We start from the raw sequence: 26,126 nt of genomic DNA on the forward strand, positions 1-26,126 counted from the left end.
AAGAGCGATGGAGAGGGTGATATCCTTCTCATAAATATCCTTTTTGTCAAGGTGTCCGATAGCACCGGTATCTGTTCCGCCATGTCCCGGGTCAAGACAAATAATTTTACCTTTCAGGACGTCTTTCGCTTTGTCAGAGACATCATACGTCTTGGCAGAAGGAGCAGCCACAGCAGGTGTTGAAACACTCTTGGCCGGTTTTGTGTAAGTCTGTTTTGCTCCCGGAATCGGTATATCTACGACTAAACGATGAGGCTTGTTCAATTTGCTGTCCGGACGAAGCGCAAAAACACGGATGTCATCCATCTTCTGTGATTTGGATAAGGCGACATCCAGGTATGTGTCTCCATCCTTTTCGGACAATGTCGCAAAATCAACTGCCCTTTTATCCATATTGTCAAACTGGGAAGCCGTGCCGCCTTTACTGGTATTTCTTAAGATGACCTCTAAATTTTTGCCGGAATCATCCATTGCGGCTTCTGCATGAACCGCTTTGGATAAATCCATGACGATCCGGACGAAAGGCGGATTTCCATCATTCCTGGATGTCCAGCGGAAATCGGTCAATTGCGCATCCTTTGCCAAAGATGTGGATCCGAACGGTATCAGAAGAAGTACCAAGAGAGGAATAAGTAACTTAAACAGATTCTTCATATTTAATCCTTTCTGGTAATAAACCACGTTCCCGTAATCCGGGATTCATTACTTTCATTTGCGTGACATAATTTATTATAGCACGATTGATGTTGATTCCCAAAAACCAATCTTTAAAAAGAGCCCGCGGCATATAGTATTTTACGATTAAAGAGGAGCATCCCATACAAAATATTTCTTGCTGAATCGTGCAATTAAGGGTGCTCCATTCTGGATTGATAAGGCTGAATATGCAGAGTTTATGGAAAATTTCATGAAAGAATTTTGTTTTATTATTGAATTCGTAGTAAAATGTACTATGTATTGTCAAAATAGGTGTAATGTAAGTTTCAATACCAGAAGGAGACTTAGAAATTGAAGATATCTTTGAAAAGCTGGCAAAAGGCAGCGCTCGTTGCCGCAGCAGCTTTGCTGTCTGTATCCTGTTTTGCTCTGGATGGTTTTAGCGGAAATGCTGCAGGAAAACCTGAAGCTGTTGCAGCATCTACAGTGCCGGCTGCTGCATCTAAAAGTACGGCGGCATTAAAGCCTGGAGAAGCGGTTGTCCACAGAGGACCGGATGTCAAGTATACGGTTCCCGAGGGCGTTTCCATCCTGATGTACCATATGATCGGGAACCAGTCAGGCAACGCAGCTATTATGAGTGAAGCAAACCTGAGAATTCAAATGAATTATCTTCGTGATCATGGATATCATCCGATTACCATGAAGGAACTGTATGACTATGTCACAAAGGGCGCTCCACTTCCGGAAAAGCCGGTCTGCATCACTTTTGATGATGGGTATCTGGACAGTTATACGGTCGTTTATCCTCTGATGAAAGAGTACGGATTCCCATGGACACTCTTCCTTGTTACTGATGACGTGGGCAAGCCCTATAACCGCATGACCTGGGATCAGCTGCGCGAAATGGCAAACAGCCACACTGTTACGATTGCCAACCATACGCTTTCTCATCCAAAGCTGCACAATCTCAAGACCAGAGCGGAAAAAGAACGTGAAATCGTAGGTGCCAATCAGGCTCTGAAGTATCAGCTTGGGATAGATAATGTCTGGCTTGCATATCCGTATGGCGATTATGATGATGAAGTCATTGATGTATGCAAGAAAGCAGGCATCAAGATGGCAGTTACTACAGATGCAGGGCGCGCACATGTAGGCAGCTATCCGTTTGAATTAAAACGCGCTTATATCGGAAATGACATTTCACTGGCACGCTTCTCGGAACGCTTGAGTAAGGATAATTATTCTACTGTTTAATGGTTGCAGAAACGTTTAGGAGAGAGAATGAAACGTATTTTTAATAATATTGTTGTAAAGTTCGTCATAATCACACTTTTGTTTTTCCTGTTCACATCGCCGATCGTCGTACTGTTCGGACCTTTCCCGAATCTGAAGAGGGCCGTAGTCGGTGCGATCATGCGCTCCCGCCATCCGCAGTACATTACCTGGCTGTATAACAAGGATGAACTGAACCAGATTCTCGGAACTGTGACAACGACAGACACGCAGAAAGTTTTCTCGTTCAAGCTTCGTACAGATCCCACTTTGAATTTGAAGAAGATTGAAACGTCAAGATTTGTCGGATACCTTCTTGAAATTCCGAACCCGACGCGCGTTCAGGTGGCAATGGCTGAGGATATCAACGAGAAGGGGGATACGACAAGCAATATTGCAAAGAAGAACAATGCCGTGGCAGCCATTAACGGCGGCGGATTCTATGATCCGAACGGCACGGGGACAGGCAGGCTTCCTTACGGATTTATTCTCCATGAAGGGAAGTACCTTTTAGGACAGCAGGTCGATGATAAGGAAAAGGTCGATTTTGTTGGCCTGACCAAGAGCGGAAACCTGATAGCCGGCAACTACAATAAGAAGCAGCTGAGTGATCTGGGGGCTGTTGAAGGACTGACCTTCGGACCGCCGCTTATCATTAACGGTGAAAAAGTAATTAAAAACGGCGATGGCGGATGGGGTATTTCACCACGATCTGCTATCGGGCAGAAGAAAGACGGAACAATCATGTTCCTCGTTATTGATGGAAGACAGCCAGGATACAGCATAGGGGCAACACTCGTGGATGCGCAGAACATGATGTATGAAAACGGCGCTTATATTGCCGCCAACCTTGACGGCGGTTCTTCTACCACGCTCTACTATAATGGCAAGGTAGTCAATAAACCTGCCGACCTTTTAGGCGAAAGAATGATTCCGACCGCGTTTATCGTTAAATAAGGAGGAGCAGATTGAAAAATAAAATTACGAAATTTATGATTTGCTTTGCTCTTGGATTAACGGTTCAGGCAGGCGCCTACCTTTACATGGACAGGGTCTTATTTGCACCGCTTGCAAGCGGAGACTACGACATGTCCGATGTAAAGGATAAAGTAGCAGAAGCAGCAGAAAAAGAAGGGAAAAAGACTTTCTCCAAGGTAAACGTCAAGGGGAAAGCGTATTATTCCTACGATTACAAGTACATGGCTGACGTAACAGCTGACTCGGTCACCATTTATAAAGCTGAAGACCTCAGCAATCCGCAGAAGGTGGATCTGAAGAATCAGGGCGTATCCTTCTTCGAATGGATGCCTGACCGCAATCTGGCACTGATGGCGCTGTATCCTATTCACTGGAATGGCGGGCGCTGGGACGTGACGCTGGCCCGTTACAATCCTGAAGGTACGACTCATGAGTCAGATGCACCGATCAGGGATCTTCCGCGTGATGCCAAAATCGTATCCGTTGCTTATTCTACAGCGACCAATGCAGTTTACATGAAGATGGAAGTCGGAAGGGGACTGTACCGTATTTACCGTACGGATGCCAACTATGACACACGCCGTATTTACGTGCAGACCTCCCATATCGGCAAGATTGCTGTATTCTATGATGAAGACAGACTCTTCTACGACGACAGCCAGAAGGGCATCATGTATACATTTAACGGCGATGACAGCTCCTGGCGCGTCATTTCACCTTCTGGTGCTTTCCGCCTCGTAGGTCTTGGCGATGACAAGACAATTTATGCCGCCAAGATTAATTCAAAGGGAGAAGCCGTCGCGTATTATACGGGCAAGCTCGGAGTAGGCTTCAAAGAAGTAAAGGCACTCCCGTCACCTGTTGATTTCAACTCTGTCACAGTGCATATGATCCATGAAGCAGCTCTTCAGGCGGCTTCCGCTTCGACAAAATAGTGAAATATGAGCCTTTCTCAGGCAGCAAAAACCGTACCGGCAAAAAATCAAAGCCGGTACGGTTTTTTATTGAAATCTTGTGAATCGGTATGTGCATAGAAAGAAAATAACAAAAGAAAATGAATTTATTTTATCAAGATTAAAAATGAGTGCAAAAGAAAATATCCGGAGAAAATTAAGTGTCATTGCCGGGTTTAAATGGTATAATGAATCGGATATATATTTATAGTCAGGAAGGGAGAGCGAGCATGGAAGAAGAAAAGGAAATCTATAAAGCGGATGATCGTCTGATCGTAGCGCTTGACGTAGATTCTTTTGACAGTATGAAAGCGCTTGTTGATGAGTTAGGTGATCTGGTTTCCTATTATAAAGTAGGAATGGAACTCTATTATAGTGCCGGCAGCGCAACGATCCATTATTTGAAGGAACATGGGAAAAAGGTGTTCCTGGATCTAAAGCTGCATGACATTCCGAATACGGTGGGACACAGCGTCGCTTCCGTTACCAGATTAGGCGTAAATCTTATTACGGTCCATGCTGGAGGTGGAAGAGCCATGATGCAGGCTGCTGCGCGTTATGCCAAAATAACCGCTGATGAATTAGAAGTGGAAAGACCAAAGATTCTGGCAGTAACAGTTCTTACCAGCTTTGATGATAAAGGCTGGCAGGAAATCGGAGGACATCTTCCGATCCAGGATCATGTACTTGAACTGGCATCCCTTGCCAAGGAGGCAGGCGTTGACGGTGTCGTAGCATCCCCGAAGGAAGCAACTTCCATCCGTGAGATGGCTGGAGATGATTTTCTCATCGTTACGCCGGGCATACGTCCTGCATTTGCACAGACGGATGACCAGAAGCGTATAGCAACGCCATCCCAGGCATTTAAAGACGGAGCTTCAATGCTGGTCATTGGCCGTCCTATTACACAGGCAATTGATCCGAAGGCAGCAACCCGCCTGATTTTAAAAGAGATAAAGGAGAATGCATGATGAATGAGAAGGAAGTAGAAACTTTACTAAAGGAAACCAAAGCTATTTTAGAGGGACATTTTCTTCTGACCAGCGGCCTCCACAGCCCGCTTTATGTAGAAAAATTCAACGTTCTCCAGCATCCTGAATACACAGAAAAACTTTGCAGGGAAATTGCAGAACATTTCAAGGACCAGGGAATCGAAACAGTTATCGGACCGGCTACCGGCGGAATTATCCTCTCGCAGGTTACTGCAAGAATCCTTGGAGTCAGATCCATTTTTACAGAACGTGAAAATGGCAAGATGACACTCAGACGCGGATTCACCATTGCGCCAGGTGAAAAAGTGCTGATTGTTGAAGATATCGTTACCACCGGCAGCTCCATCAAAGAAGTCGTGGATGTAGTCAATAAGGCAGGCGGAGATATCGTAGGCATCGGCCTTCTGGTCAACCGCTCCGGCGGCAAGGCAGACTTTGGAGTTCCACAGGAAAAAGTGTTCCCGCTCCTGAATCTGACAGTCCCGACCTATGATCCGAAAGACTGCCCGCTGTGCAAGGCCGGAGTTCCTCTGACTGAACGCGGAAGCCATCACTTGGAAAAATAATCAGGATAGAAAAATCAAAGCAATAAAAAATGTCCGGTCTGAGCCGGACGTTTTTTATTTTCGTTATGCTTGTTTCTTTACCTGTTCAACAGGGATTGTCTTATCAGAGGCATCCGTCGGGATTGTTTCATCAACCGGATCCTGGGTGAGTTCCTGAATCAGATCGTGGACGGTTGTGATTTTGTCGATCTTCCACGAATTAGCACCGGAAAATACCAGACCATGATCGACATCTCCGCGGACGGCACGGATCAGTGCCATGGAGATGCAGTAGGGGGTAGTAGCCGGATCGCAGGTCTTCAGGCAGTGGAAGCAGTTGGTGACCGGAATTCTGTACTGGCGGAAAGCTTTGACAAAAGGATTCAGCAGAGCGCGTCCCGGCATATGGACCGGACTCTGAACGATGGTAACATCGCCTTCCTTTGCTTTGACGTACATATTCTTAAACGCATCAGAAGCATCGCATTCCTTGGTAGCAACAAAGCGCGTAGCCATCTGTACGCCGGAAAGACCCAGCGAGAGGTAGTGTTCAATGTCCTTCTTATCGAAAATGCCGCCGCCGAAAACAACGGGGATTTTCTTGTTGAATTTCTCTTCAAATTCTTTGACGACATCAAGAATTTCCTCGATTTCCTTTTCGTAGCCGTCACTCTCATGCATTTTCACCTGTTCGCGGGTATAGCCGAGATGGCCGCCAGCCTTAGGTCCTTCAATAACAATCATATCGGCTGTGCGGTGATGATGTCTTTCCCAAAGACGGAGAATGACGCGTGCTGCCTTCGGGGAACCGATAATCGGTGCGATTTTGGTGGAAGTGCCTTCAACGCAGTCCGGAAGGTCAGATGGAAGGCCAGCACCGGAGAAAATGATATTGGCGCCGTTTTCAACAGCACAGCGTGCATAGTCTTCGTAATGCTGTCCGCGCCACATGATGTTGACACCTATGATACCGTCCCCGGCAATTTCGCGTGCTTTCTTCAGCTGTTTGGCGAGAGCTCTCTTGTTGGCCTCAACAGTATTGGTCATGAAGTCTGGTTCATTAAAACCGACCTGGGCAGCGGAAATGACACCTACGCCGCCTTCACGTGCGACTGCCCCGGCGAGACCGGAAAGGCTTACGCCGATTCCCATACCACCCTGGACGATCGGGACTCTGGCGGTTAATTCGCCAATGTGTAATGCGGGTAATTGCATATTATCACTCCTAAAAGATGCAAAAATACTTTCGAAATATATATACGATTAACAGAAAGTGTTTAACTAAGTTTAGCGATTAAAACTTGTGTTTTATATTCCGTGTTTATTGTAGTTTATGATAAGAAACGAAATAAGTCAATCATGATATTGAGAAAGAGACTGCCATAAGATTAAAACAAAAATAAAAATTAGTTTTAATTATCAAAATAAAATTTTCCCTTGAACCGCAGTGGGGCAAGGGAATTTTCTTCCTCCGCTAAGAATGACAGGTCCTCTATATTCAGGAAATCCAGGCAGATGAAAAGCATGCTGCCTGATGACTGTATATCTATTATACAATGAACCAGTTAAAAATTCATCGAGTTATAGCAAGACTTTCTTTGATTCAGAACATGGTTTTCCAAATCATGGCAAAACGGTGCGGGAATATGGATTGGAGGATAAAATTGCCAAAATATATCTTAAAATATATCTTTAAGAAACGGGAGGGCATGGAGACGAAAAAGGCAGGATTTACGGGCTTTGATGAATGCAGATGCACACTAGTTTTCAAAATAAGTTATACAGGACTTGCGTGATTGTGGTATAGTATTATCGGCAGGTGATATAAGGTGGGTGAAAACGTAAAATGGATAAAAATGCCAGAAGAGAAGAAATGCAGAAAATACTGCGTCAAAATCCGTGCCTGACAGATGAAGATCTGGCAAAGCATTTTTCTGTGTCCTCAGCAACGATCCGTCTGGATAGGCAGACGCTGGGGATTCCGCAAATGCGCGAACGGATGGAACAGCTCGTTTTCGGACATCCTTCCGAGTACGTTGAAGGTGTTCACGTATTGGATCTCGATGTCGGTGTGAAGGGTGTAGGCCTTTTCCGGACAACATCTGAAATGGCGGATTCAACAGGAGCAGTGGCAGGTGACAAACTTTATGGTGCAGCCTCAAATTTTGCAGAGAAGCTGGCTGGTGTCCCTTTTGCACCCACACAGGTCGGAAATATTAAATACAAAGTTCCGGTAAAGCCGAATACCGTTCTGGCCGTCAAGGGCAGAATCGTACTGATGAGAGGCAAGAAAAAGTACATATATATTGGATTTTTTGACGGCGACATAGAAGTTTACCGCGCGAAATTCATTATGGAGATTTTAAACTGATGGAGGCATTCCATGGAAAAAATAGCCGTTGACGCAATGGGCGGCGATTTTGCGCCGCTTGAAATTGTATTGGGCTCCATACAAGCCGTTAGAGAATTCAAGATTCCGGTTGTGCTTGTAGGGGACAAAGAACAGATTTTAACGATTCTGAAAAATAATCATGAAGAGAACAATCCTCTGATAGAAATTCACCATGCGTCTGAAGTCATTGAAATGGGAGAACATCCCGGACTGGCTTATCGTAAGAAGAAGGATGCATCTGTATCAGTCGGAGCCCGTCTTGTGAGAGCCAAGGAATGCGGAGCTCTCGTCGCTCCGGGATCTACTGGTGCAGCTGTCACTGCCGGACTTCTTGGAATCGGACGAATCAAGGGGATTGAACGTCCTGCCATACTGACTCCAATTCCAAATGAAAAGGGAAGGTACACTTACCTGATTGATTCAGGCGCAAGTGCCCAGCCCAAGGTAGAAACGTATGTCCAGAATGCAATATTGGGATATATTTATGCTTCTAAAGTGGCAGGCATCAAGAATCCGCGTATCGGTCTTTTGAACATCGGTGAAGAAGATACGAAGGGAAGCCCGCTTGTAACAGAAGCAAACAAAGTTCTTCAAAACCAGTCTATTATTCCTTTCTCGGGAAATGCAGAAGGAAGAGATATCATGACTGGAGAGTTTGATGTTGTCGTTACTGATGGATTCACAGGAAATGTTGTCCTTAAATTTGGCGAAGGCGCAGGCAAGCTTGTCAAGACATTGCTGAAAGACGCAGTGACTAAAGGCGGAATCCGAGCAAAGATCGGAGCGCTGCTTCTTGCTCCGGCACTGAAGAAATATCTGGCCAAACCTATGGATTACGCTGAATATGGCGGAGCTCCGCTTCTCGGTATCAACGGCGGACTGATTATCTGCCATGGTGCATCCAAAGCGAAGGCAATCAAAAATGCTATCCGCATGGCTGAAGATGTCTGCAAAGAGAATTTGGACAAGGTAGTCACTGAAACGCTGGCACAGCTGAATGAAAGCACAAAGGCAGAAAGCGAAGAGGAAAAGTCAGTAACAGATAAGGAGATTTAATATATGGCTGAGCTACGATTTGCCGGTATTCTTGGAACCGGCCACTACGCGCCAGAGAAAATCCTGTCAAATGCCGACTTGGAAAAGATGGTAGATACATCGGATGAATGGATCCGGACGCGGACAGGGATCGCAACGAGGCACATTGCTTCCGCATCGGAAACCACATCGGACCTTTGCGTGAAAGCAGCTGAAAAAGCGTTGGAGGCTGCGGGAAAAACAATTGATGATATTGATTTCATACTGGTCGCAACAGCTTCTCCTGACTACGTCGTGCCTTCTACAGCCTGCATGGTTCAGGACAAGATGGGTGCAAAACACGCAGGAGCCATGGATATCTCTGCAGGCTGCTCCGGATATATTTATGCGGTAGCATGCGCTTCAAACATGGTCAAGGCGGGCATGTATGATAATGTTCTGGTCATAGGTGCTGAAATTCTTTCCAGGCTTGTTGACTGGCAGGACCGTTCTACATGTATTCTCTTCGGCGATGGCGCAGGAGCAGCGGTCATTGGACAGGTGGATGAAGGCTACGGTCTTCTGGCATCTGAGCTTGGATCCGACGGAAGTCTTGGCAAGATTTTGAATATCCCGGCAAGCGGCGTGGCAGAACCTGTTACGCACAGAGCCATCGATTCGAAACGTATTTATATCCATATGGAAGGCTCGGAAGTGTTCAAGGCGGCTGTCCGTCATATGGGACAGACAACACTCAGCACTTTGGAAAAAGCAGGAATTACGAAGGAAGATATCAATATGTTCATTGCCCATCAGGCCAATGACAGGATCATCCAGTCTCTTGCCAAGAAACTCTCGATCCCGTCTGACCGGATGTATGTCAATGTTGACCGCTACGGCAATACGTCTGCAGCATCGGTCGGCATTGCTTTGGATGAGGCCGTCCGGGCAGGCCTGGTAAAACACGGGGACTATGTGGTCCTGACAGGCTTTGGAGCAGGTTTGACATGGGGCTGTGATGTCCTTCGCTGGATGTAACAGGAATTCCCATGATCCATTCGTTGGACTGATCGCCGCGATAATAAGACAATATTATATCTATAATATATAGTAAAAAGTAAGCTGTATTTACATGAGGTGATACGATGAAAATTGCATTTCTTTTCCCGGGACAAGGCTCACAGAAAGTAGGAATGGTGCATGATCTTTATGAAAAGTACGATTCTGTAAAATCGCTGATTCATGAAGCTGATGATACCCTTGGATTCTCCATTTCCAAAATGATGTTTGAAGGTCCGGACGCCGAACTGATGAAGACAGAATTTACACAGCCGGCCATTCTTACTGCCAGTGTTGCAGTATGGCAGGTACTTAAGGAAAACGGGATTGAAGCAGATATTGCTGCCGGACACAGTCTTGGCGAATACTCTGCCCTGGTAGCAGCAGGCGCACTTTCCTTTGCTGATGCCGTTCATACCGTTCATCTGCGCGGAGAATTCATGCAGGAAGCTGTACCGCTCGGAAAGGGTGCTATGGCTGCTGTCATCGGACTTACACCTGATGAAATCGTTAAGATCTGCGGAGATGTTTCTACCGAGGATGCACCTGTGCAGGCGGTTAATTTCAACTGCCCGGGACAGGTCGTCATTGCAGGTGAAGCAGGCGCAGTGGAAAAAGCATGCGGCGCACTTAAAGAAGCCGGAGCAAGAAGAGCAGTCATGCTTAAAGTCAGTGCTCCATTCCATTCGACTTTGATGGAACCGGCAGCAAAACGCCTGAAGGAAGTACTTGACACAATCTCAATTCATGATACACTGATTCCTGTCTTTGCAAATGTAAATGCAAAGGAAGAAACAAAGGCAGATGAGATCAGAAAGAATCTGGTGGATCAGGCTGCTCATGCAGTACACTGGGAAGAATCTGTAAGAAATATGATTGCCGGCGGTGTTGACTGCACTGTTGAAGTAGGACCTGGAACCGTGCTGTCCGGATTCATGAGAAAAATTGACCGCTCCGTCACCAATCTGCATGCTGAAGATATAGATACAATAAATGAAGTAGTTTCAACATTGAAGGGAGAATAATGATGGAGAATCTGGGAAAGACAGCACTTGTAACAGGAGCATCACGCGGTATCGGCAGAGCAATTGCTCTCATGCTCGCATCAAGAGGATATGCAGTAGCTCTCAACTATGCAGGAAGCCGCGAAGCTGCAGAAGCAGTAAAGACTGAAATCGAAAATGCCGGCGGAAAAGCATTCACCATTCAGGGAGATGTTTCAGTCAGCGAAGATGTCGATCGTATTTTCAAAACGATCAAGACAGAATTCGGCGGTCTCGATGTTCTTGTAAACAATGCAGGCATCAACAGAGATGCTCTTTTGATCCGCATGAAGGAAGAAAACTGGGATGCAGTCATTGCAACAGACTTGAAGAGCGTATTCCTTACGACTAAGGCTGCTGCTGCAATGATGATGCGCAAGAAAAATGGTGCAATCGTAAATATTTCTTCCGTCGTTGGTCTGACCGGAAACATCGGCCAGGCTAACTACGCTGCAGCCAAAGCAGGCATTGTAGGATTTACAAAAGCCTGCGCAAAGGAACTGGCAGCAAGAAATATCCGTGTAAATGCTGTGGCTCCAGGATTCATCGGTACAGATATGACCGACAAGATTCCTGAAGATCTCAAGGCTAATATGCTTCAGTCCATTCCACTGGGCCGTATGGGTCAGGCTGAAGACGTTGCAAAAGCGGTATGTTTCCTTGCATCTGATGAAGCAAGTTATATTACCGGACAAGTTTTGAATGTAGACGGCGGAATGGTTATGTAATATAATCTAAAAGGTACGAATACTTTGAAAGGTGGTGAAATCTCAATGAGCACATTTGACAGAGTCAAGAAAATCGTAGTTGATCAGCTCGGCGTTAACGAAGCTGACGTTACTATCGATTCCACTTTTATTGACGACCTGGGCGCTGATTCCCTCGATATTGTTGAATTGATCATGGCATTCGAAGAAGAATTCGATATTGAAATTCCGGATGATGCTGCTGAAAAGATCAAGACAGTAAAGAACGCTGTAGACTATATCGACAGCCAGATTCAGTAATAAGTAGTGAATTTGATATTCATAATGGAGCCGGGGAAGTATATTGCTTCCCCGGTAAACCAATATGATAAGGAAAATTGGGGAAAATGCCTCAAAAAAGCGGATTACGTATCTGCTGTCATCCGTTTTTTTGAGGTTTTGTCCTGGGATCGAATACATAATAATCATATTTTTTTAGTGAGGTGCTCCTTTATGGAAAAGAGAAGAGTCGTTATTACAGGGATGGGTGCAGTAACCCCTGTTGGTATTGGAACAGAAGAATTTTGGGATGCGCTGCTGGCAGGAAAATCCGGCATCGCTCCGATTACTGAATTTGATGCAACAGATTTCCCTGTAAAGATCGCAGGCGAAGTCAAAGGCTTTGATCCTGAAAAATATGTTGGAGATAAAAAAGCTGTACGTCACATGGACAGAAATGCCCAGTTCGCTGTAGCAGCAGCTAAGATGGCAGTTAACGATGCAAAGCTGGATATGGCTAATGAAGATCCAAACCGTGTAGGAACCATCATCGGAACGGGCATCGGCGGCATCAAGACAATGGAAGATACCGTACACCGCATCGATACCCGCGGTTCTGCAAAGGTCAACCCGTTTGCTGTACCGATGATGATTGCAAACATGGCTTCCGGCCAGATTTCCATTACATTCGGCCTGATGGGACCGGTACTTGCTGATGTAACAGCATGCGCTTCCGGCAACAATGCAATTGGAAGAGCAACAAGAATGATCCAGTACGGTGATGCCGATGTCATGTTTGCCGGCGGCACCGAAGCTGCAGTAGCGAAGACACCGATGGCTGGATTTGCTGCCATGAAAGCACTCTCCTCAAGAGACTGCCCTCCGGAAGAAGCATCCTGCCCGTTTGATATCAGACGTGACGGATTTGTTCTCAGTGAAGGCAGCGGCGTCCTGATTCTTGAAGAACTGGAACACGCTAAAAACAGAGGCGCACATATTTATGCTGAAGTTATCGGCTACGGCACAAATGGTGATGCATACCATATTACAGCTCCAAGACCGGATGGCGAACTTGCAGCACGCTGCATGCAGAAAGCTATCGATGATGCAGGAATTTCTCCGGAAGACATCGATTACATCAATGCGCATGGCACATCCACAGGTCTTAACGACAAGAACGAAACCAAGGCAATCAAGAAAGTACTTGGAAAACATGCCTATGATATCGTTGTCAATTCAACAAAATCCATGACAGGGCATCTTCTTGGCGCTGCAGGCGCAGTTGAAGCAATCGTCTGCGTCATGTCCATTATGAACAATAAGGTTCATCAGACACTGAACCTGGTTACTCCGGATCCGGAATGTGATCTTGACTACGCTCCGGAAGGCCCGAGAGACATGAAGGTTGATGTAACCATGTCCAATGCATTCGGCTTTGGCGGACATAATGCTGTTGTTATCCTGAGGCGCTATGAAGAATGAATCATTCGGAAATAAGACGGAAGGAACGTCTCGCAGAAGTGAGGGAATTTGCTGAAGAAAATCAGATTCCTGTGCAGAACATTCAGCTGCTAAATACTGCATTGACACATACGTCTTATGCGAATGAACATAAGAATGAAGTGATCCATGACAATGAGAGACTTGAGTTTTTAGGCGATGCAGTCCTGGATCTTGTTGTCGGTGAATATCTTTTTCTGCGTTTCCCGTCATGGCCGGAAGGCGAACTGACGAGAGCAAAAGCCAGTGCAGTATGCAAGCCGGCTTGTGCGGAATGTGCTGCCAAGTTTCAGGTAGGGAAGTACATGCGTCTTGGAAAGGGCGAAGAACTTTCCGGCGGGCGTACAAGGATTTCGATTCTTGGAGATGCCTTTGAAGCTGTTATCGGTGCCATCTATCTGGATAATAATTATGAAGTCGCTGCCCGTTTTATCCTGGGGCATCTGAAAAAGTTCCTTGATCTGATTGATCAGGGCGATTATGATCATGATTACAAATCCGATCTTCAGGAACTGGCGCAGAAGCACGGAGACGTGGATATCCGCTATGACGTTGTCAGGGATGAAGGCCCCGATCATGACAAGACCATTTGGATGAAGATCATGATTAATGGCAAAGACTTCGGTACGGGCGTTGGAAAAAATAAAAAGGAAGCAGCGCAGAAAGCTGCCAAGGAAGCAATAGAGCGTATCCATAAGGGAGAACGCTTTTAACGAAAATAAAAAGCTGTGAAAACGAATCATCATTTTCACAGCTTTTTTTGTTACATTGATTCATATTTAAGTAAGAAATCGAAGGCAGACGAAATCTTAATAATTCTCAGCTTTGATTTCGAAGAAAGATCTTGGGTGACCGCAGACAGGACATTCAATAGGAGCTTCTACAGATTCAACCGTGTATCCGCAGTTGGAGCAGATCCAGTGCTTCTTTTCACCTCTCTTGAACAACCTTTCGTTTTCTACATTGGCAAGCAGAAGCTAGTAGCGGGTTTCATGGGACTTTTCAATTTCGCCGACCTTGGAGAAAAGGAATGCAATCTGCGGGAAGCCTTCTTATTTAGCGGTTTCAGCAAATTCAGGATACATGGAGGTCCATTCATCGTGTTCGCCTTCGGCAGCCATCTCCAGATGTTCAGCGGTCGATTTTTTCAGATCTCCGACAAGCCAGAACTAGATCTTGGCATGTGCTCTTTCATTATTGGCTGTTTCTCTGAATAAGTCAGCAATCTGGCGGGAGCAGTCCGGATCCTTTTCAGCTTTATTGGCAAAAAGATTATATTTTACATGAGCCTGCGATTCACCGGCATATGCTGCACGCAGATTCTTTTCTGTTTCTGTGCCTTTGAGGCGCGCCATTTCTTCCGCAATCTTTTCTCTGTTCATGATATATTCTCCTTTACCCTAAAAAAACGAGCGGCTTTGCATATCCGCTTCTTTTATTTTCAGTATAGGTTCATTGGGTATTTATGTCAATTCATATATGACTTGCGGCCGGTTTGACAGGTGAATCGGCTATAAATTTGCCATTGGATGCTCTTAATTGAGACCTGAATACCATTATAGCTAAAAGGAATAGGTACATAACTTCCTAATACAAAAATCATATAAAAACTTGACTTTGTAAGCACAAAATTTACATACATTTTACACAGGTAAGGTAACATTGGAAATAGAGTAAATTTTTCATAAAATTAATAATAATATTAAAAAATGGAGGATATCCGATATCATGTTTAGTCTGGTTAACAAGCATGAAGAGTTCTTTGATTTTCTTGTGACAAATGCGGAATATTTCCACAAGGGAACTGTCATGGCAAAAGAGGTTCTTCAGGATCCTTCCAAGCTGGAACGTTATTCCAAAGAAGTAAAGAATCTGGAGCATTCCGCAGATCGTGTAACTCATGAAATTACTACCAAGATGCGTCATGTATTCATTACTCCGATTGACAGGGAAGACTTCTTCCTCTTGACCAGTACACTTGATGACTGCGTTGATGATGTACAGGATGTCGTATTGAGCCTGAAGCTTTATCATGCGGGAATTGGCTGGGAACTTCCGCTGCGTATGTCGGAAATCCTTATTGAAATGTCCAATGAACTGATTATCCTCTTCCGTCTTCTGAAAGATATAGACAAGAATGAAACTGAAATAGGGGAACGTACAAGAAAGATCAATTCGCTGGAAAGTGAAGGCGATGCTGTTTACAGAAATGCGATTTCAGATCTTTTTGACGGTACCCATGAAGTCATGGAAATCATACGGTGGAAGGAAATCATGGAAGCGATGGAAGATACCGCTAATCGTGCAGAGAAGGTGGGAAACCTGATTAAAGAGGTGGTCATGAAATATGCCTGATATCTACATGATTGGAGTCGTTATTGTATTGGCACTGTGCTTCGATTTCATCAACGGATTTCATGATACGGCCAATGCAATTGCCACCTGTGTTGCAACGCGCGCATTAAGTCCTCGTGTTGCGATCATTATGTCGGCTATATTGAACTTTGTTGGTGCAATGATTTCAACGGGCGTTGCTAAAACTATCGGCGGAGAGATAGTTACATCTCCTCACATGGTCGATTCTGTTGTTCTGGCTGCGGCTCTGGCATCTGCCATCCTCTGGAATCTCTTTACCTGGAGAATCGGGATGCCTTCGAGCTCCTCTCATGCACTGATCGGCGGCGTTATCGGCGCAGTCATCATTTCTTACGGAACGGGTGCCATTCATCTGGCCGGCGTTCTGACTATTGTTCTTGGCCTCGTCTGCTCGCCTGTAGTAGCACTTGTCATGGGTTACATCTTAATGACTCTTCTATACCTTGTTTTCCGCAACGTAGGCAAGTCCAGAGTCAACTATGTCTCTACCCATATTCAGATCCTTTCTGCCGCACTTATGGCATTTTCCCATGGTTCCAATGATGCTCAGAAATCCATGGGTATTATCACGCTGGCACTTCTTTCTGGCGGCTATATCGGAGCGCTTGAAGTTCCGTGGGAAGTAAAAGTTGCCTGCGCTCTTGCCATGTGCTTCGGAACAAGTATTGGCGGCTGGAAAATCATCCGTACTGTCGGCAATAAAATTTTCCGCATGCAGCCTGTCAACGGCCTTGCTGCAGACTTGAACTCTGCAACGATCATTTTTACAGCTACGATGCTTCATCTCCCGGTTTCCACAACGCATGTTGTTACCGGTTCCATTATGGGGGTCGGCTGGGCTAAAAGATTCCGTGCTGTTCACTGGAGCGTTGCTTATCAGATGGTATCTGCCTGGGTAATGACGATTCCGTGTACGGCAGCCGTCGGAGCATTCGTATATCTTGTAATCAGACATATTTATTAAATACAGAAGTACTGATCATAAAAGCACTGAGGCGTTCAAGTCACGGTGCTTTTTGTTTTCATTGTAGTTACAGAAACCTGATGGATATATTGCCATTATAATAGTGCTGTTTATGATAAAATAAGTATAAAAGTAAAATACGCAGGAGGAAATAAAGTGCTTATTCAGTGGTTCCCCGGTCATATGACCAAAACGAAGAGAATGATAGAAGAGCATTTGAAAGCAGTGGATGTCGTCGCCGAATTGCTCGATGCCAGAATCCCTGTTTCAAGTGCCAATCCCATGGTAGAAGAGCTTGTATCAGGAAAGCCCAGAATCATTATTTTAAACAAGGCGGATCTTGCCAACCCAAGAGCAACTGACCAGTGGATTTCATATTATGAAAAAAAGGGCATCCCCGTTTTGCCCATGAGTGTAGGAAACAGCAAGAACAAGAAAAAACTGCTGCAGGTTATCCGTGATACAGCAGAACCGATTCTTGCAAAATGGAAGAGGAGAGGAATGAAAAGCCGCTCTGTCCGTCTGATGATTTTGGGGATACCGAACGTAGGCAAGTCCTCATTGATTAATTTTCTTGCAGGAACAGCAGCGACAAGAACAGCCAATACACCAGGCCATACGAGAGGAAAACAGTGGGTGCGCCTTTCTGAAGGGCTGGATCTCCTTGATACGCCAGGCGTGCTCTGGCCAAAGTTTGATGATCAGACTGCTGCACTGAGGCTGGCAGCTACAGGAGCGATTGCCGGGGATGTGTTCAATGCCAGCGAAGTTGTGGCTGAACTCATGTCATCTCTGGCCAAGACTTCTCCGGAAATATTAAAGGAACAATATAATATAGAAAATCCGGATCAGGATCCGCAGGTTCTTCTTGAACAGGCCGGACGAAGGAGAGGCTGCCTGCTCCCCGGAGGGAATATAGATTTTGACCGGGCAGAGATGGTTGTTTTAAGAGATTTCCGAAATGGCAAGCTTGGAAGAATTACATTAGATCCAATACCGGAAGGGAAAGACGAATGACAATTCAGGAAATCAGGAACATCCTGAAAAATGATGATGTGCCGGCGTCATTGATGGAAGAAATTCTGTCTGATGAGCGCAAAGGTGTCGAACAAGCCGTGGTTTCTTACATGAACAGGCTGAGACGCGAAAGCGAAGAACGCCTGCGCGTGGAATCCATGTATGAGAAGGAAAGCGAGTTCTACAAAAAAGGAATCAACCTTATTGCAGGGATTGACGAAGTGGGAAGAGGCCCGCTTGCCGGACCCGTTACCGTAGCAGCTGTCATATTGCCGGCGCACTGGTTTGCATCCGGTCTTAATGATTCCAAAAAAGTAACGCCCAGACACAGGGAAGAACTGTCCCGGAAAATCAGGGATGCAGCTGTAGACTACTCCATTGTAAGCATGTCTCCGGAAGAAATTGATTCGCTGAATATCTATGAAGCAACCATGCTGTGCATGTACCGTGCGGTCAAAGAACTCAAGGTAAAACCGGAAACTGTCATCGTAGATGCCATGCCGCTCCACTTTTCAATTCCTACGATTTCTTTGATTCATGGTGATGCTATCAGCGCTTCTGTCGCTGCGGCTTCGATTGTTGCCAAAGTATACAGGGATTCATTGATGGATGAATATGATGCCAGGTATCCTGGATATGGATTCAAGCAAAATAAGGGATATGGCACAGCCGATCATATTTCAGCAATCCATCAGCTTGGCATTACTCCGATTCATAGAAAGAGCTTTGAACCCATAAAAAGCATGATTTTAGAAGGCACTTGCATTGAGCAGAAATAATAGGAACACATTGTTCATTATTTCGCGTAATATTGATAAGTTATCCATGCATCTTTGTTGTCATGAATGGCATTCAGTGTTACAATTTTAAAGATAGAATAATTATAATCAGCTTAAGAAATAAAAAGCTCTCAATGAGCTTTTATCCTACTTATATTGAGGTGTATTTGTTTGTATCCTGTCAATCTAAAAGTGGAAGGTATTCCGTGTCTCGTAATCGGAGGAGGGCATATTGCACTTCGAAAGATTAGGAAACTGCTGAAGGAGAAAGCATTGATTACTGTACTGGCACCTGAAGCCTGCAGTGAAATTGGCGATATGGCCGTGAATAAGGATATTCAATGGGAAAAACGGACTTATACCGCCAATGACTGGAACGGGTATCAGATTGTAATCACTGCGGCAGGCCGGCGGGATGTAGCGGAAGACATAAGAAAGGAATCCATCGCGCATGGATTCCTTTATAATGCGGCAGACTTTCCAGAGCTTGGGAATTATACGATTCCGGCAAGCTTTAGGACTGGAGGGATACAGATAGCCGTTTCCACCGACGGCAGATCACCAGCTATGTCCAGGTATGTAAAAAAATGGCTTGAAAATAAAATACCTTCGGACTTTCCCCGATGGCTGGACAGGGTGGAGGCAATCAGGCTTGAAGTCAGGGCCGGCATTGCCGACAGCAAGGTACGCGAGGAATTTTGGCATGCTGCCTTTAACGATCAGATTATGGATCTTGTATTACAGGGAAATTTAGACGAAGCAGAGGAGTGTGTACGTCATGCGATTGGTAGTTTTGGGGTTAAATCATAAGACTGTGCCCGTAACTATTCGCGAGCAGTTTGCCGTTTCGGAGGAAAGCGCCAGAAGCGGCCTGCGTCATCTGGATGAGCAGTCAGGGATCAATGAGGCCGTTATCCTTTCTACATGCAACAGAACCGAGATTTATGCAGTTCTCGGCGATGCAGGATCAAGGGAAGGATTAATGAAGTTTTTCCTGGCTCTGTCCGGAAATAGTGAATCCAGGGATGAATATTTCTTCTATTATGAAGGAGAGGAATGCATCCGTCATTTGTTTGAAGTTGCTTCCGGCCTTGATTCCATGGTCATTGGCGAAGGCGGAATATTAAATCAGATCAAGACGGCTTATACGCTGGCACTGGCTGAAAAAGCAACAAAAACAATACTGAATACTTTATTCCACCGTGCAATTACAACCGGGAAACGTGTAAGAACAGAGACGCAGATTGCATACAGTGCCGTCTCAGTCAGCTATGCAGCGGTAAAACTGGCAGAGAAAATTTTAAACGGCCTGGAAGGCAGGAGCGCTATGGTATTTGGCGCAGGCGAAGCAGCTGAGCTTTTAGTTAAGAATCTTCAGGGAAAGGGACTCAGCCGCCTTGTCATTACAAACCGTCATTACGACAAAGCACTGGAACTGGCAGGCAAGTTTGATGGGGAAGCTGTTCCGTTTGCCAATGCACTTTCACATGCTGATGATATTGATATCATCGTAACCGCTACCGGTGCATCCCAGTATATTGTAAAAGCATGGGATGTCAGGAACCTGATGATGAGAAGAAGCGTCAAGCCGCTTGTTGCCATCGATATTGCAGTACCAAGCGATATAGAGCTTGAAGTTGGAAATATCCGTAATGTTTCCTTGTATAACATGGATGACCTTCAGGGAATCGTTGAAAAGAATATCCGTTTCAGAGAAGGCGAAGCGGAAAGAGCGGAAATTATCGTTGAGGAAGAAATCCGCTCCATTGAAGAGAGATTTACTTATCTCAGCACCCGGCCTGTCATGGTTTCCCTGTCAGACAAAGCAGAGGAAATCAGGCAGAGGGAAATGAGAAAAGGTATGGCCAAAATTGATGGCCTTACCGATGAGGATAAAAGAGTACTGAATCATATGACTCATATGATCGTACGCAAAATACTTAGGGAACCAATGATCCATTTGAATGAGCATGCGGGGACAGAATGGGAAACCCCGGATAAAATTGCTTTGACACGCTTGTTCAAGCTGGACGTCAGAAAGGGGCAGGAACTTGAAAAATAGGATCGTCATTGCAACCCGTGAAAGTTTATTGGCACTTTGGCAGGCTCGTTATGTAGCCGGTAAAATTAAGGAAGCACATTCGGAAATCGATGTGGAGCTTCTTCCTGTAACGACCAAGGGGGATCAGATTCTCGACAGGCCGCTCGTTGAAATCGGAGGGAAAGGGCTCTTTATAAAAGAGCTCGAAGTGATGCTTCTGGAAGGGCAGGCGGATCTGGCGGTTCACTCCTTGAAAGACATGACGGCAGAACTGGCTGATGGACTGACTCTGGCAGCTGTGACTTCCCGTGAAGATCCAAGAGATGCATTTGTATCAGGGAAATATGCATCACTGGATGAACTTCCGCAGCATGCTGTTGTCGGTACATCAAGCTTGAGAAGACAGGCTCAGCTTCTTCATTACAGACCGGATCTTACCGTTAAATCCCTTCGCGGCAATGTACAGACAAGACTGCGGCATCTTGATGAAGGAGAATATGATGCAGTCATACTTGCTGCAGCAGGCTTGAAGAGACTCGGGCTGGATAGAAGAATCAAATCGTATATTGATACGAATGACAGCATACCGGCTGCCGGACAGGGCGTCATGGCGATAGAGGCCAGAACGGATGATGCAGATACGCTGGAAGCGGTTTCTTTCCTGCATAATGCGAATATTGCTTACTGCATCAGGGCAGAGAGAGCCTTTCTTGCCAAAGTAGGCGGCGACTGCAAAGTTCCGGCCGGAATATTCGTGGTTCCTGATGGAAGAAAGAAAATTGTGGCCAAGGCCTTTATTGCTTCGCCGGATGGAAAAGAATTGTACAGGGGCGAGGATGGAGCCTCGGATGCAGAAGCGGAAGCTCTTGGCGAAAGACTGGCGGAAAAACTGCTGAATGCCGGCGGCCGTGAAATCTTGAAAAATCTTCAAAAAATATAACCATACGAGTGAGGAGACGTACATGAACAAGGGAAAAGTTTATCTGATCGGGGCTGGCCCCGGGGATCCGGAACTGCTGACTTTGAAAGGGAAACGGTGCCTGGGAGAGGCGGACGTCATTGTCGGCGATTACCTGGCAGATAAGAGAATATTGAAGTTCGCAAAACCTGATGCTGAATATATTTATGTTGGCAAAAAAGTGGGCTGCCACACGATGAAACAGCATGAGATCAGTGAGCTTCTGGCGGAAAAAGGCAGGGAAGGCAAAATAGTTGCCCGTTTGAAGGGCGGCGATCCTTTCGTCTTCGGCCGCGGCGGGGAGGAAATCGAAGTACTGCGCAAGGCGGGAGTTGCCTTTGAAGAAATTCCGGGTGTAACAAGCGCAATAGCTGCGCTGGCTTACGCAGGCATCCCTGTAACTCACAGAGGTGTTGCAGCTTCCTTTACGGTTATTACCGGTCATGAAGATCCGACAAAAGACAAGTCTTCCATCCACTGGGATAAGCTTGCCTGCGGCTCTGACACATTGATTTTCCTGATGAGCGTCGGCCACACGGAACTGATTGCTTCCCAGCTGATGAAGTATGGCAGAAGCCCTGATACACCTGCGGCTTTTGTAAGATGGGGCACAAGGCCGTATCAGGAAACATATACAACGACACTGGAAAATGCAGCCAAGGATGTTGTCGAAAAAGGCATTGAGCCACCGGCCGTATTTGTCGTCGGAAATGTTGTAAAACTGAGAGAAGAAATGCGCTGGTTCGATAACCGCCCGTTATTTGGAAAGCGCATCATCATTACAAGATCACGTACACAGGCATCCCGCCTTGCCAACGCATTGGAAGAAAGAAGCGCATGCTGCATTGAAATTCCCACCATTTCGATTGAAGAGCCTTCTGATGATTATGCAGGCATGGATGATGGCATTGAACATTTAGATGAATATAACTGGCTGATATTCACAAGCCAGAACGGCGTCAACTATTTCTTCAACCGCCTGTTTGAGAAAGGAAAGGATCTCAGATCTGTCGGCCATCTCAAACTGGCAGCCATTGGACCTGCTACCGCCAAGGAACTCAAAAAGTACGGATTGAATACCGACTGCGTGCCTAAGCAGTATAAAGCGGAAGATCTTGTCGAAGAAATGAGATCGCTTGTCAAAGTAGGGGATAAGATTCTGATTCCCCGTGCCAAAGTGGCAAGAAGCGTCCTTCCGGAAGGATTGGAATCCATGGGCTGCGATGTGAACGTTGTTGAAGCGTATACAACGCATCCTGACAAGGGTGGAAAAGAAAAGCTTCTTGAAATACTTGAAAATAAGAAAGCAGACATTGTTACTTTCACAAGTTCATCAACAGTCTATAATTTCATGGACCAGCTTGATGGCCGCACCGAACTCCTGAAAGGGGTCCAGCTTGCATGCATTGGGCCTATTACAGCTGATTCATGCAGGAAATATCACTTGGAGCCGGATGTTGTTTCTGATGTTTACACAATTGACGGCCTTGTAGATGCTATCGAGAAGGGAGTTCATTAATATGAAATTAAATACACTTCGTCCGCGTCGTTTGAGAAGAACAAATGCAATACGCAGCATGGTCAGAGAAAATTCTCTGGAAATCAATGATTTCGTATATCCGATTTTCGTCGTTCCCGGTACGAATGTTAAGGAAGAAATTCCGAGCATGCCCGGACAGTATCATCTGTCCGTAGACAATGCAGTCAAAATGGCTGAAGAAGTCTATAAACTTGGAATTCCGGCAGTTGAAGTATTCGGCCTTCCTGAATATAAGGACGAAATCGGTTCTTCTGCATGGGACATGACAAGCCCTGTTCAGCGCGCAATCAAAGCTATCAAGTCGGCTGTCCCGGATCTTGTTATCGTTGGGGATGTCTGCCTCTGCCAGTACACCTTAAGCGGCCACTGCGGAGTTCTTAAAGGACATGAAGTAGATAATGACCCGACACTGGAACTGATTGCGAAAGTCGCTCTTTCCCAGGCAGAAGCAGGTGCCGATATTGTAGCGCCTTCCGATATGATGGACGGACGTATTGCGGCCATTCGTGAAACACTGGACAAGAATGATCTCCAGAATGTAATCATCATGTCTTACGCTGTTAAATATGCATCCGGCTATTATGGTCCATTCCGTGATGCTGCTGATTCTGCACCGCAGTTCGGTGACAGAAGAGGATACCAGATGGATCCGGCAAACAGCAGAGAAGCTATGAAGGAAGTAGATCTGGATATGGAAGAGGGCGCAGATATTATCATGGTAAAACCTGCACTCGCATATCTTGATATCGTCCGTCAGGTCCGCGACCGCGTGGACAGACCGGTTGCCGTGTACAATGTATCCGGCGAATATGCCATGGTGAAGGCTGCCGCAGCCAAGGGCTGGATTGATGAGAAGAGAATCGTTATGGAATCACTCCTCAGCATGAAACGCGCAGGATCGGACATCATCATTTCCTATCATGCTCCGGATGTAGCAAAATGGCTTAAGGAGGAATCCGGAAGATGATTGACCTTCAGAAATCCAAGGCGGCATTTGAAGAAGCAAGAAAGTTTATGCCTGGCGGCGTAAACAGCCCGGTCAGATCCTATCCGCATATGGGCTGCCCGCCACCATTCATTGCAAGCGCTAAAGGCTCTCATATTACAGATATCGATGGAAATACATACATAGATTATGTCGGATCCTGGGGTCCGATGATTCTTGGCCATGCTCATCCGGCTGTCATTTCAGCTATCTGCAAGGCAGCGGAAAATAGCACCAGCTATGGCGCACCGACACTCAAGGAAACGGAAATTGCAGAACTGATTCATTCCGTATATCCTTCCATTGAAAAAATAAGAATGGTCAATTCCGGAACGGAAGCAACCATGAGCGCCTTAAGGGCAGCAAGAGGCTACACGGGAAGAGATAAGATTCTCAAGTTCGAGGGTTGCTACCACGGGCATGGGGACAGCCTTCTTGTAAAGGCAGGCTCCGGTGCAGCTACCTTCGGAAAGCCTGACAGTGCGGGTGTTACAAAGGGAACAGCCAAAGATACCCTCGTTACGCCATACAATGATATCCCGGCGTTTAAAGCCATAATGGATGCTGAAGGCGACGAGATAGCAGCTGTCATTGTTGAGCCGGTAGCAGGGAATATGGGATGTGTACTGCCGGTTCCGGGTTTCCTGGAAGCACTGAGAGAAGAGACGGCAAAACAAGGCACTGTCCTGATTTTTGACGAAGTCATGTGCGGCTTCCGCACTTCATCACATGGAGCGCAGAGCTTCTATCATATCCATCCGGATATGACCTGTCTCGGAAAGATCATTGGCGGAGGCCTTCCAGCTGCTGCCTATGGCGGCAGGAAGGAAATCATGGCCTGCATTGCCCCTGACGGATCTGTTTATCAGGCAGGAACCCTGTCTGGCAATCCGCTTGCTGTTACTGCAGGGATTGAAACAATCAGGCAGATGATGAACATTCCGGATCTCGATAAGAAGCTGGCCGAAAAGACAAGTGCTCTTCTGGAAGGATGGAAGGAATCTGCAGACAAGGCAGGCGTTCCTCTCATCTGCCATCAGTCCGGATCCATGTTCGGCATTTTCTTCTCCGAAAAGGATGTCCTTAATTATCAGGACTCCTGTGAAGCAAATGCAGCTCAGTTCAAGGCATGGTTCCTTTCCATGCTTGACCAGCATGTTTACCTGGCACCATCCCCGTTCGAAACATTGTTCATGTCCTGGGCACATACAGATGAGGATATCGAACGTTCCATTGCAGCATCCCGCAAGGCAATGGAGGAAGCTGCAAAAGCGTAGCTGGTACCAGCAAAGGGATTCAGCATGATCTGAGGATGATAAAATAGTTTATAAACTATAGATATTTATAAATGAATAAGCGTATTTTCTCTTTACACTCGCCGTGTCCGGCGTTATAATATATATATATATAAGGCTCGATAATGAGCCTTACCATTGGTTATTGGATACAAAGGAGAATGCCTTATGAAATTATCTGAAAAGCTTCTGAAGGCCCTTGTTGCACAGGTCAACATGGAATTCGCATCTGGCTATCTGTACCGCTCCATGTCTCATGACATGAAAAACCTGGCTCTGAACGGCTATGCTAAATGGCTCGACAAACAGTATGAAGAAGAAAGAACACATGCACTGAAACTGATCGGCTACATTGAAGACAGAGATGGCGTTGTTGATTTCACCGATATTGCCGGCGTAAAGAAACACTACAGCAATCCTCTCGATGTTGCTAAAGATTCTCTTGCACATGAAGAAGCAGTATCTGCTTCCATCCGCAGCATTTTCAAACTTGCCCGCGAAGAAGGAGATCTGGAAACAGAAGTTTTCCTGCAGTGGTATCTGACTGAACAGGTTGAAGAAGAAGTCAACGCCAGAGACAATGTTGCGGGCTTCGAAAAAGCAAAAGACTGCGATGGACTGCTCTACATGTTCGACGCTCATCTTGCTGATCGTTAATCGTATTATGGAAGAACGGCACCTTATTGGTGCCGTTCTTTTGTTTTTTAAAAAGGATAAATCTCCTCCAATCGTTTTATTTGCCGTGTCATTCTTCTTTACAGAATTTTGGCGGATTGTATAATTAAGTTGAACACTTAA

At 45.8% G+C, this 26,126-nt stretch carries 26 protein-coding genes and 1 pseudogene; 24 read left to right on the top strand and 3 right to left on the bottom strand.

The window, feature by feature from the left end:
• A partial coding sequence (locus M3200_RS06040; RefSeq protein WP_288178186.1) for an N-acetylmuramoyl-L-alanine amidase family protein occupies positions 1-654 on the bottom strand: 654 nt, incomplete at its 3' end.
• Between the two features lie 354 nt (positions 655-1,008).
• Between M3200_RS06040 and M3200_RS06045 the strand changes: the two genes are divergently transcribed.
• From M3200_RS06045 to pyrE, 5 genes are all read left to right on the top strand, one after another.
• Entirely contained in the window at positions 1,009-1,914 is a 906-nt protein-coding gene (locus M3200_RS06045) for a polysaccharide deacetylase family protein (RefSeq protein WP_022382647.1), read from the top strand.
• A 27-nt stretch (positions 1,915-1,941) separates the two neighbouring features.
• On the top strand, positions 1,942-2,889 hold the full coding sequence (locus M3200_RS06050; RefSeq protein WP_022382648.1) for a phosphodiester glycosidase family protein: 948 nt from the start codon (positions 1,942-1,944) through the stop codon (positions 2,887-2,889).
• Positions 2,890-2,924: 35 nt separating this feature from the next.
• Positions 2,925-3,845: a hypothetical protein gene (locus tag M3200_RS06055; protein ID WP_414437782.1), complete on the top strand. Its 921-nt coding sequence runs from the start codon at positions 2,925-2,927 to the stop codon at positions 3,843-3,845.
• Between the two features lie 248 nt (positions 3,846-4,093).
• Positions 4,094-4,834, top strand: coding sequence for an orotidine-5'-phosphate decarboxylase (pyrF, locus tag M3200_RS06060; protein WP_022382650.1), 741 nt, complete (start codon positions 4,094-4,096; stop codon positions 4,832-4,834).
• Positions 4,831-5,421 carry an orotate phosphoribosyltransferase gene (pyrE, locus tag M3200_RS06065; protein ID WP_022382651.1) on the top strand — a complete coding sequence of 197 codons (591 nt, stop codon included), beginning with the start codon at positions 4,831-4,833 and terminating at the stop codon, positions 5,419-5,421. Before pyrF ends, pyrE begins: the two co-directional genes overlap by 4 nt.
• A gap of 63 nt (positions 5,422-5,484) precedes the next feature.
• On the opposite strand, the gene M3200_RS06070 is transcribed toward pyrE, so the two are convergent.
• A complete protein-coding gene (locus tag M3200_RS06070) occupies positions 5,485-6,615 on the bottom strand; it encodes an NAD(P)H-dependent flavin oxidoreductase (protein ID WP_022382652.1) in 1,131 nt (376 codons plus the stop codon).
• A gap of 631 nt (positions 6,616-7,246) precedes the next feature.
• Between M3200_RS06070 and M3200_RS06075 the strand changes: the two genes are divergently transcribed.
• From M3200_RS06075 to rnc, 8 genes are all read left to right on the top strand, one after another.
• The gene (locus M3200_RS06075) at positions 7,247-7,771 is read left to right on the top strand and encodes a DeoR family transcriptional regulator (RefSeq protein WP_022382653.1); all 525 of its coding nucleotides are present in this window, start codon (positions 7,247-7,249) and stop codon (positions 7,769-7,771) included.
• 12 nt (positions 7,772-7,783) lie between these two features.
• Entirely contained in the window at positions 7,784-8,848 is a 1,065-nt protein-coding gene (plsX, locus tag M3200_RS06080) for a phosphate acyltransferase PlsX (RefSeq protein WP_022382654.1), read from the top strand.
• A gap of 3 nt (positions 8,849-8,851) precedes the next feature.
• A complete protein-coding gene (locus M3200_RS06085) occupies positions 8,852-9,844 on the top strand; it encodes a beta-ketoacyl-ACP synthase III (protein WP_022382655.1) in 993 nt (330 codons plus the stop codon).
• Positions 9,845-9,951: 107 nt separating this feature from the next.
• On the top strand, positions 9,952-10,890 hold the full coding sequence (fabD, locus tag M3200_RS06090; RefSeq protein ID WP_022382656.1) for an ACP S-malonyltransferase: 939 nt from the start codon (positions 9,952-9,954) through the stop codon (positions 10,888-10,890).
• A gap of 2 nt (positions 10,891-10,892) precedes the next feature.
• A complete protein-coding gene (fabG, locus tag M3200_RS06095; protein ID WP_022382657.1) occupies positions 10,893-11,636 on the top strand; it encodes a 3-oxoacyl-[acyl-carrier-protein] reductase in 744 nt (247 codons plus the stop codon).
• 45 nt (positions 11,637-11,681) lie between these two features.
• Positions 11,682-11,915, top strand: a complete 234-nt coding sequence (locus tag M3200_RS06100) for an acyl carrier protein (protein WP_008858827.1) — start codon at positions 11,682-11,684, stop codon at positions 11,913-11,915.
• Positions 11,916-12,107: 192 nt separating this feature from the next.
• Positions 12,108-13,355 (top strand): beta-ketoacyl-ACP synthase II, encoded by a 1,248-nt coding sequence (fabF, locus tag M3200_RS06105; protein WP_022382658.1) that lies wholly within the window; start codon positions 12,108-12,110, stop codon positions 13,353-13,355.
• A complete protein-coding gene (gene rnc / locus M3200_RS06110; RefSeq protein ID WP_022382659.1) occupies positions 13,352-14,086 on the top strand; it encodes a ribonuclease III in 735 nt (244 codons plus the stop codon). The genes fabF and rnc overlap by 4 nt, the downstream gene beginning before the upstream one ends.
• A 96-nt stretch (positions 14,087-14,182) precedes the next feature.
• On the opposite strand, the pseudogene rbr reads toward rnc, so the two are convergent.
• Positions 14,183-14,728: pseudogene (gene rbr / locus M3200_RS06115) on the bottom strand (rubrerythrin).
• 373 nt (positions 14,729-15,101) lie between these two features.
• Here rbr and M3200_RS06120 point away from each other — a divergent pair.
• From M3200_RS06120 to M3200_RS06170, 11 genes are all read left to right on the top strand, one after another.
• Positions 15,102-15,728, top strand: a complete 627-nt coding sequence (locus M3200_RS06120) for a DUF47 domain-containing protein (protein WP_022382662.1) — start codon at positions 15,102-15,104, stop codon at positions 15,726-15,728.
• Positions 15,721-16,713, top strand: a complete 993-nt coding sequence (locus tag M3200_RS06125; RefSeq protein ID WP_022382663.1) for an inorganic phosphate transporter — start codon at positions 15,721-15,723, stop codon at positions 16,711-16,713. The genes M3200_RS06120 and M3200_RS06125 overlap by 8 nt, the downstream gene beginning before the upstream one ends.
• A 156-nt stretch (positions 16,714-16,869) precedes the next feature.
• Positions 16,870-17,730 (top strand): ribosome biogenesis GTPase YlqF, encoded by an 861-nt coding sequence (gene ylqF, locus M3200_RS06130; protein ID WP_022382664.1) that lies wholly within the window; start codon positions 16,870-16,872, stop codon positions 17,728-17,730.
• Positions 17,727-18,509 carry a ribonuclease HII gene (rnhB, locus tag M3200_RS06135; protein ID WP_022382665.1) on the top strand — a complete coding sequence of 261 codons (783 nt, stop codon included), beginning with the start codon at positions 17,727-17,729 and terminating at the stop codon, positions 18,507-18,509. The genes ylqF and rnhB overlap by 4 nt, the downstream gene beginning before the upstream one ends.
• A 192-nt stretch (positions 18,510-18,701) precedes the next feature.
• Positions 18,702-19,319 carry a precorrin-2 dehydrogenase/sirohydrochlorin ferrochelatase family protein gene (locus M3200_RS06140; RefSeq protein ID WP_231939306.1) on the top strand — a complete coding sequence of 206 codons (618 nt, stop codon included), beginning with the start codon at positions 18,702-18,704 and terminating at the stop codon, positions 19,317-19,319.
• Positions 19,288-20,571: a glutamyl-tRNA reductase gene (gene hemA / locus M3200_RS06145; RefSeq protein ID WP_022382667.1), complete on the top strand. Its 1,284-nt coding sequence runs from the start codon at positions 19,288-19,290 to the stop codon at positions 20,569-20,571. Before M3200_RS06140 ends, hemA begins: the two co-directional genes overlap by 32 nt.
• A complete protein-coding gene (gene hemC, locus M3200_RS06150; protein ID WP_022382668.1) occupies positions 20,561-21,490 on the top strand; it encodes a hydroxymethylbilane synthase in 930 nt (309 codons plus the stop codon). The genes hemA and hemC overlap by 11 nt, the downstream gene beginning before the upstream one ends.
• Before the next feature lie 22 nt (positions 21,491-21,512).
• Positions 21,513-23,027 (top strand): uroporphyrinogen-III C-methyltransferase, encoded by a 1,515-nt coding sequence (cobA, locus tag M3200_RS06155; protein WP_022382669.1) that lies wholly within the window; start codon positions 21,513-21,515, stop codon positions 23,025-23,027.
• A 1-nt stretch (position 23,028) separates the two neighbouring features.
• Positions 23,029-24,015 (top strand): porphobilinogen synthase, encoded by a 987-nt coding sequence (gene hemB / locus M3200_RS06160; protein ID WP_022382670.1) that lies wholly within the window; start codon positions 23,029-23,031, stop codon positions 24,013-24,015.
• A complete protein-coding gene (hemL, locus tag M3200_RS06165; protein ID WP_022382671.1) occupies positions 24,012-25,310 on the top strand; it encodes a glutamate-1-semialdehyde 2,1-aminomutase in 1,299 nt (432 codons plus the stop codon). Before hemB ends, hemL begins: the two co-directional genes overlap by 4 nt.
• A 186-nt stretch (positions 25,311-25,496) precedes the next feature.
• Positions 25,497-25,985 (top strand): ferritin, encoded by a 489-nt coding sequence (locus M3200_RS06170; RefSeq protein ID WP_022382672.1) that lies wholly within the window; start codon positions 25,497-25,499, stop codon positions 25,983-25,985.
• The last annotated feature ends 141 nt before the right edge of the window (positions 25,986-26,126 follow it).

Source organism: Dialister sp. CAG:357, from assembly GCF_000435155.1.
GTDB classification, from domain to species: domain Bacteria; phylum Bacillota; class Negativicutes; order Veillonellales; family Dialisteraceae; genus Dialister; species Dialister hominis.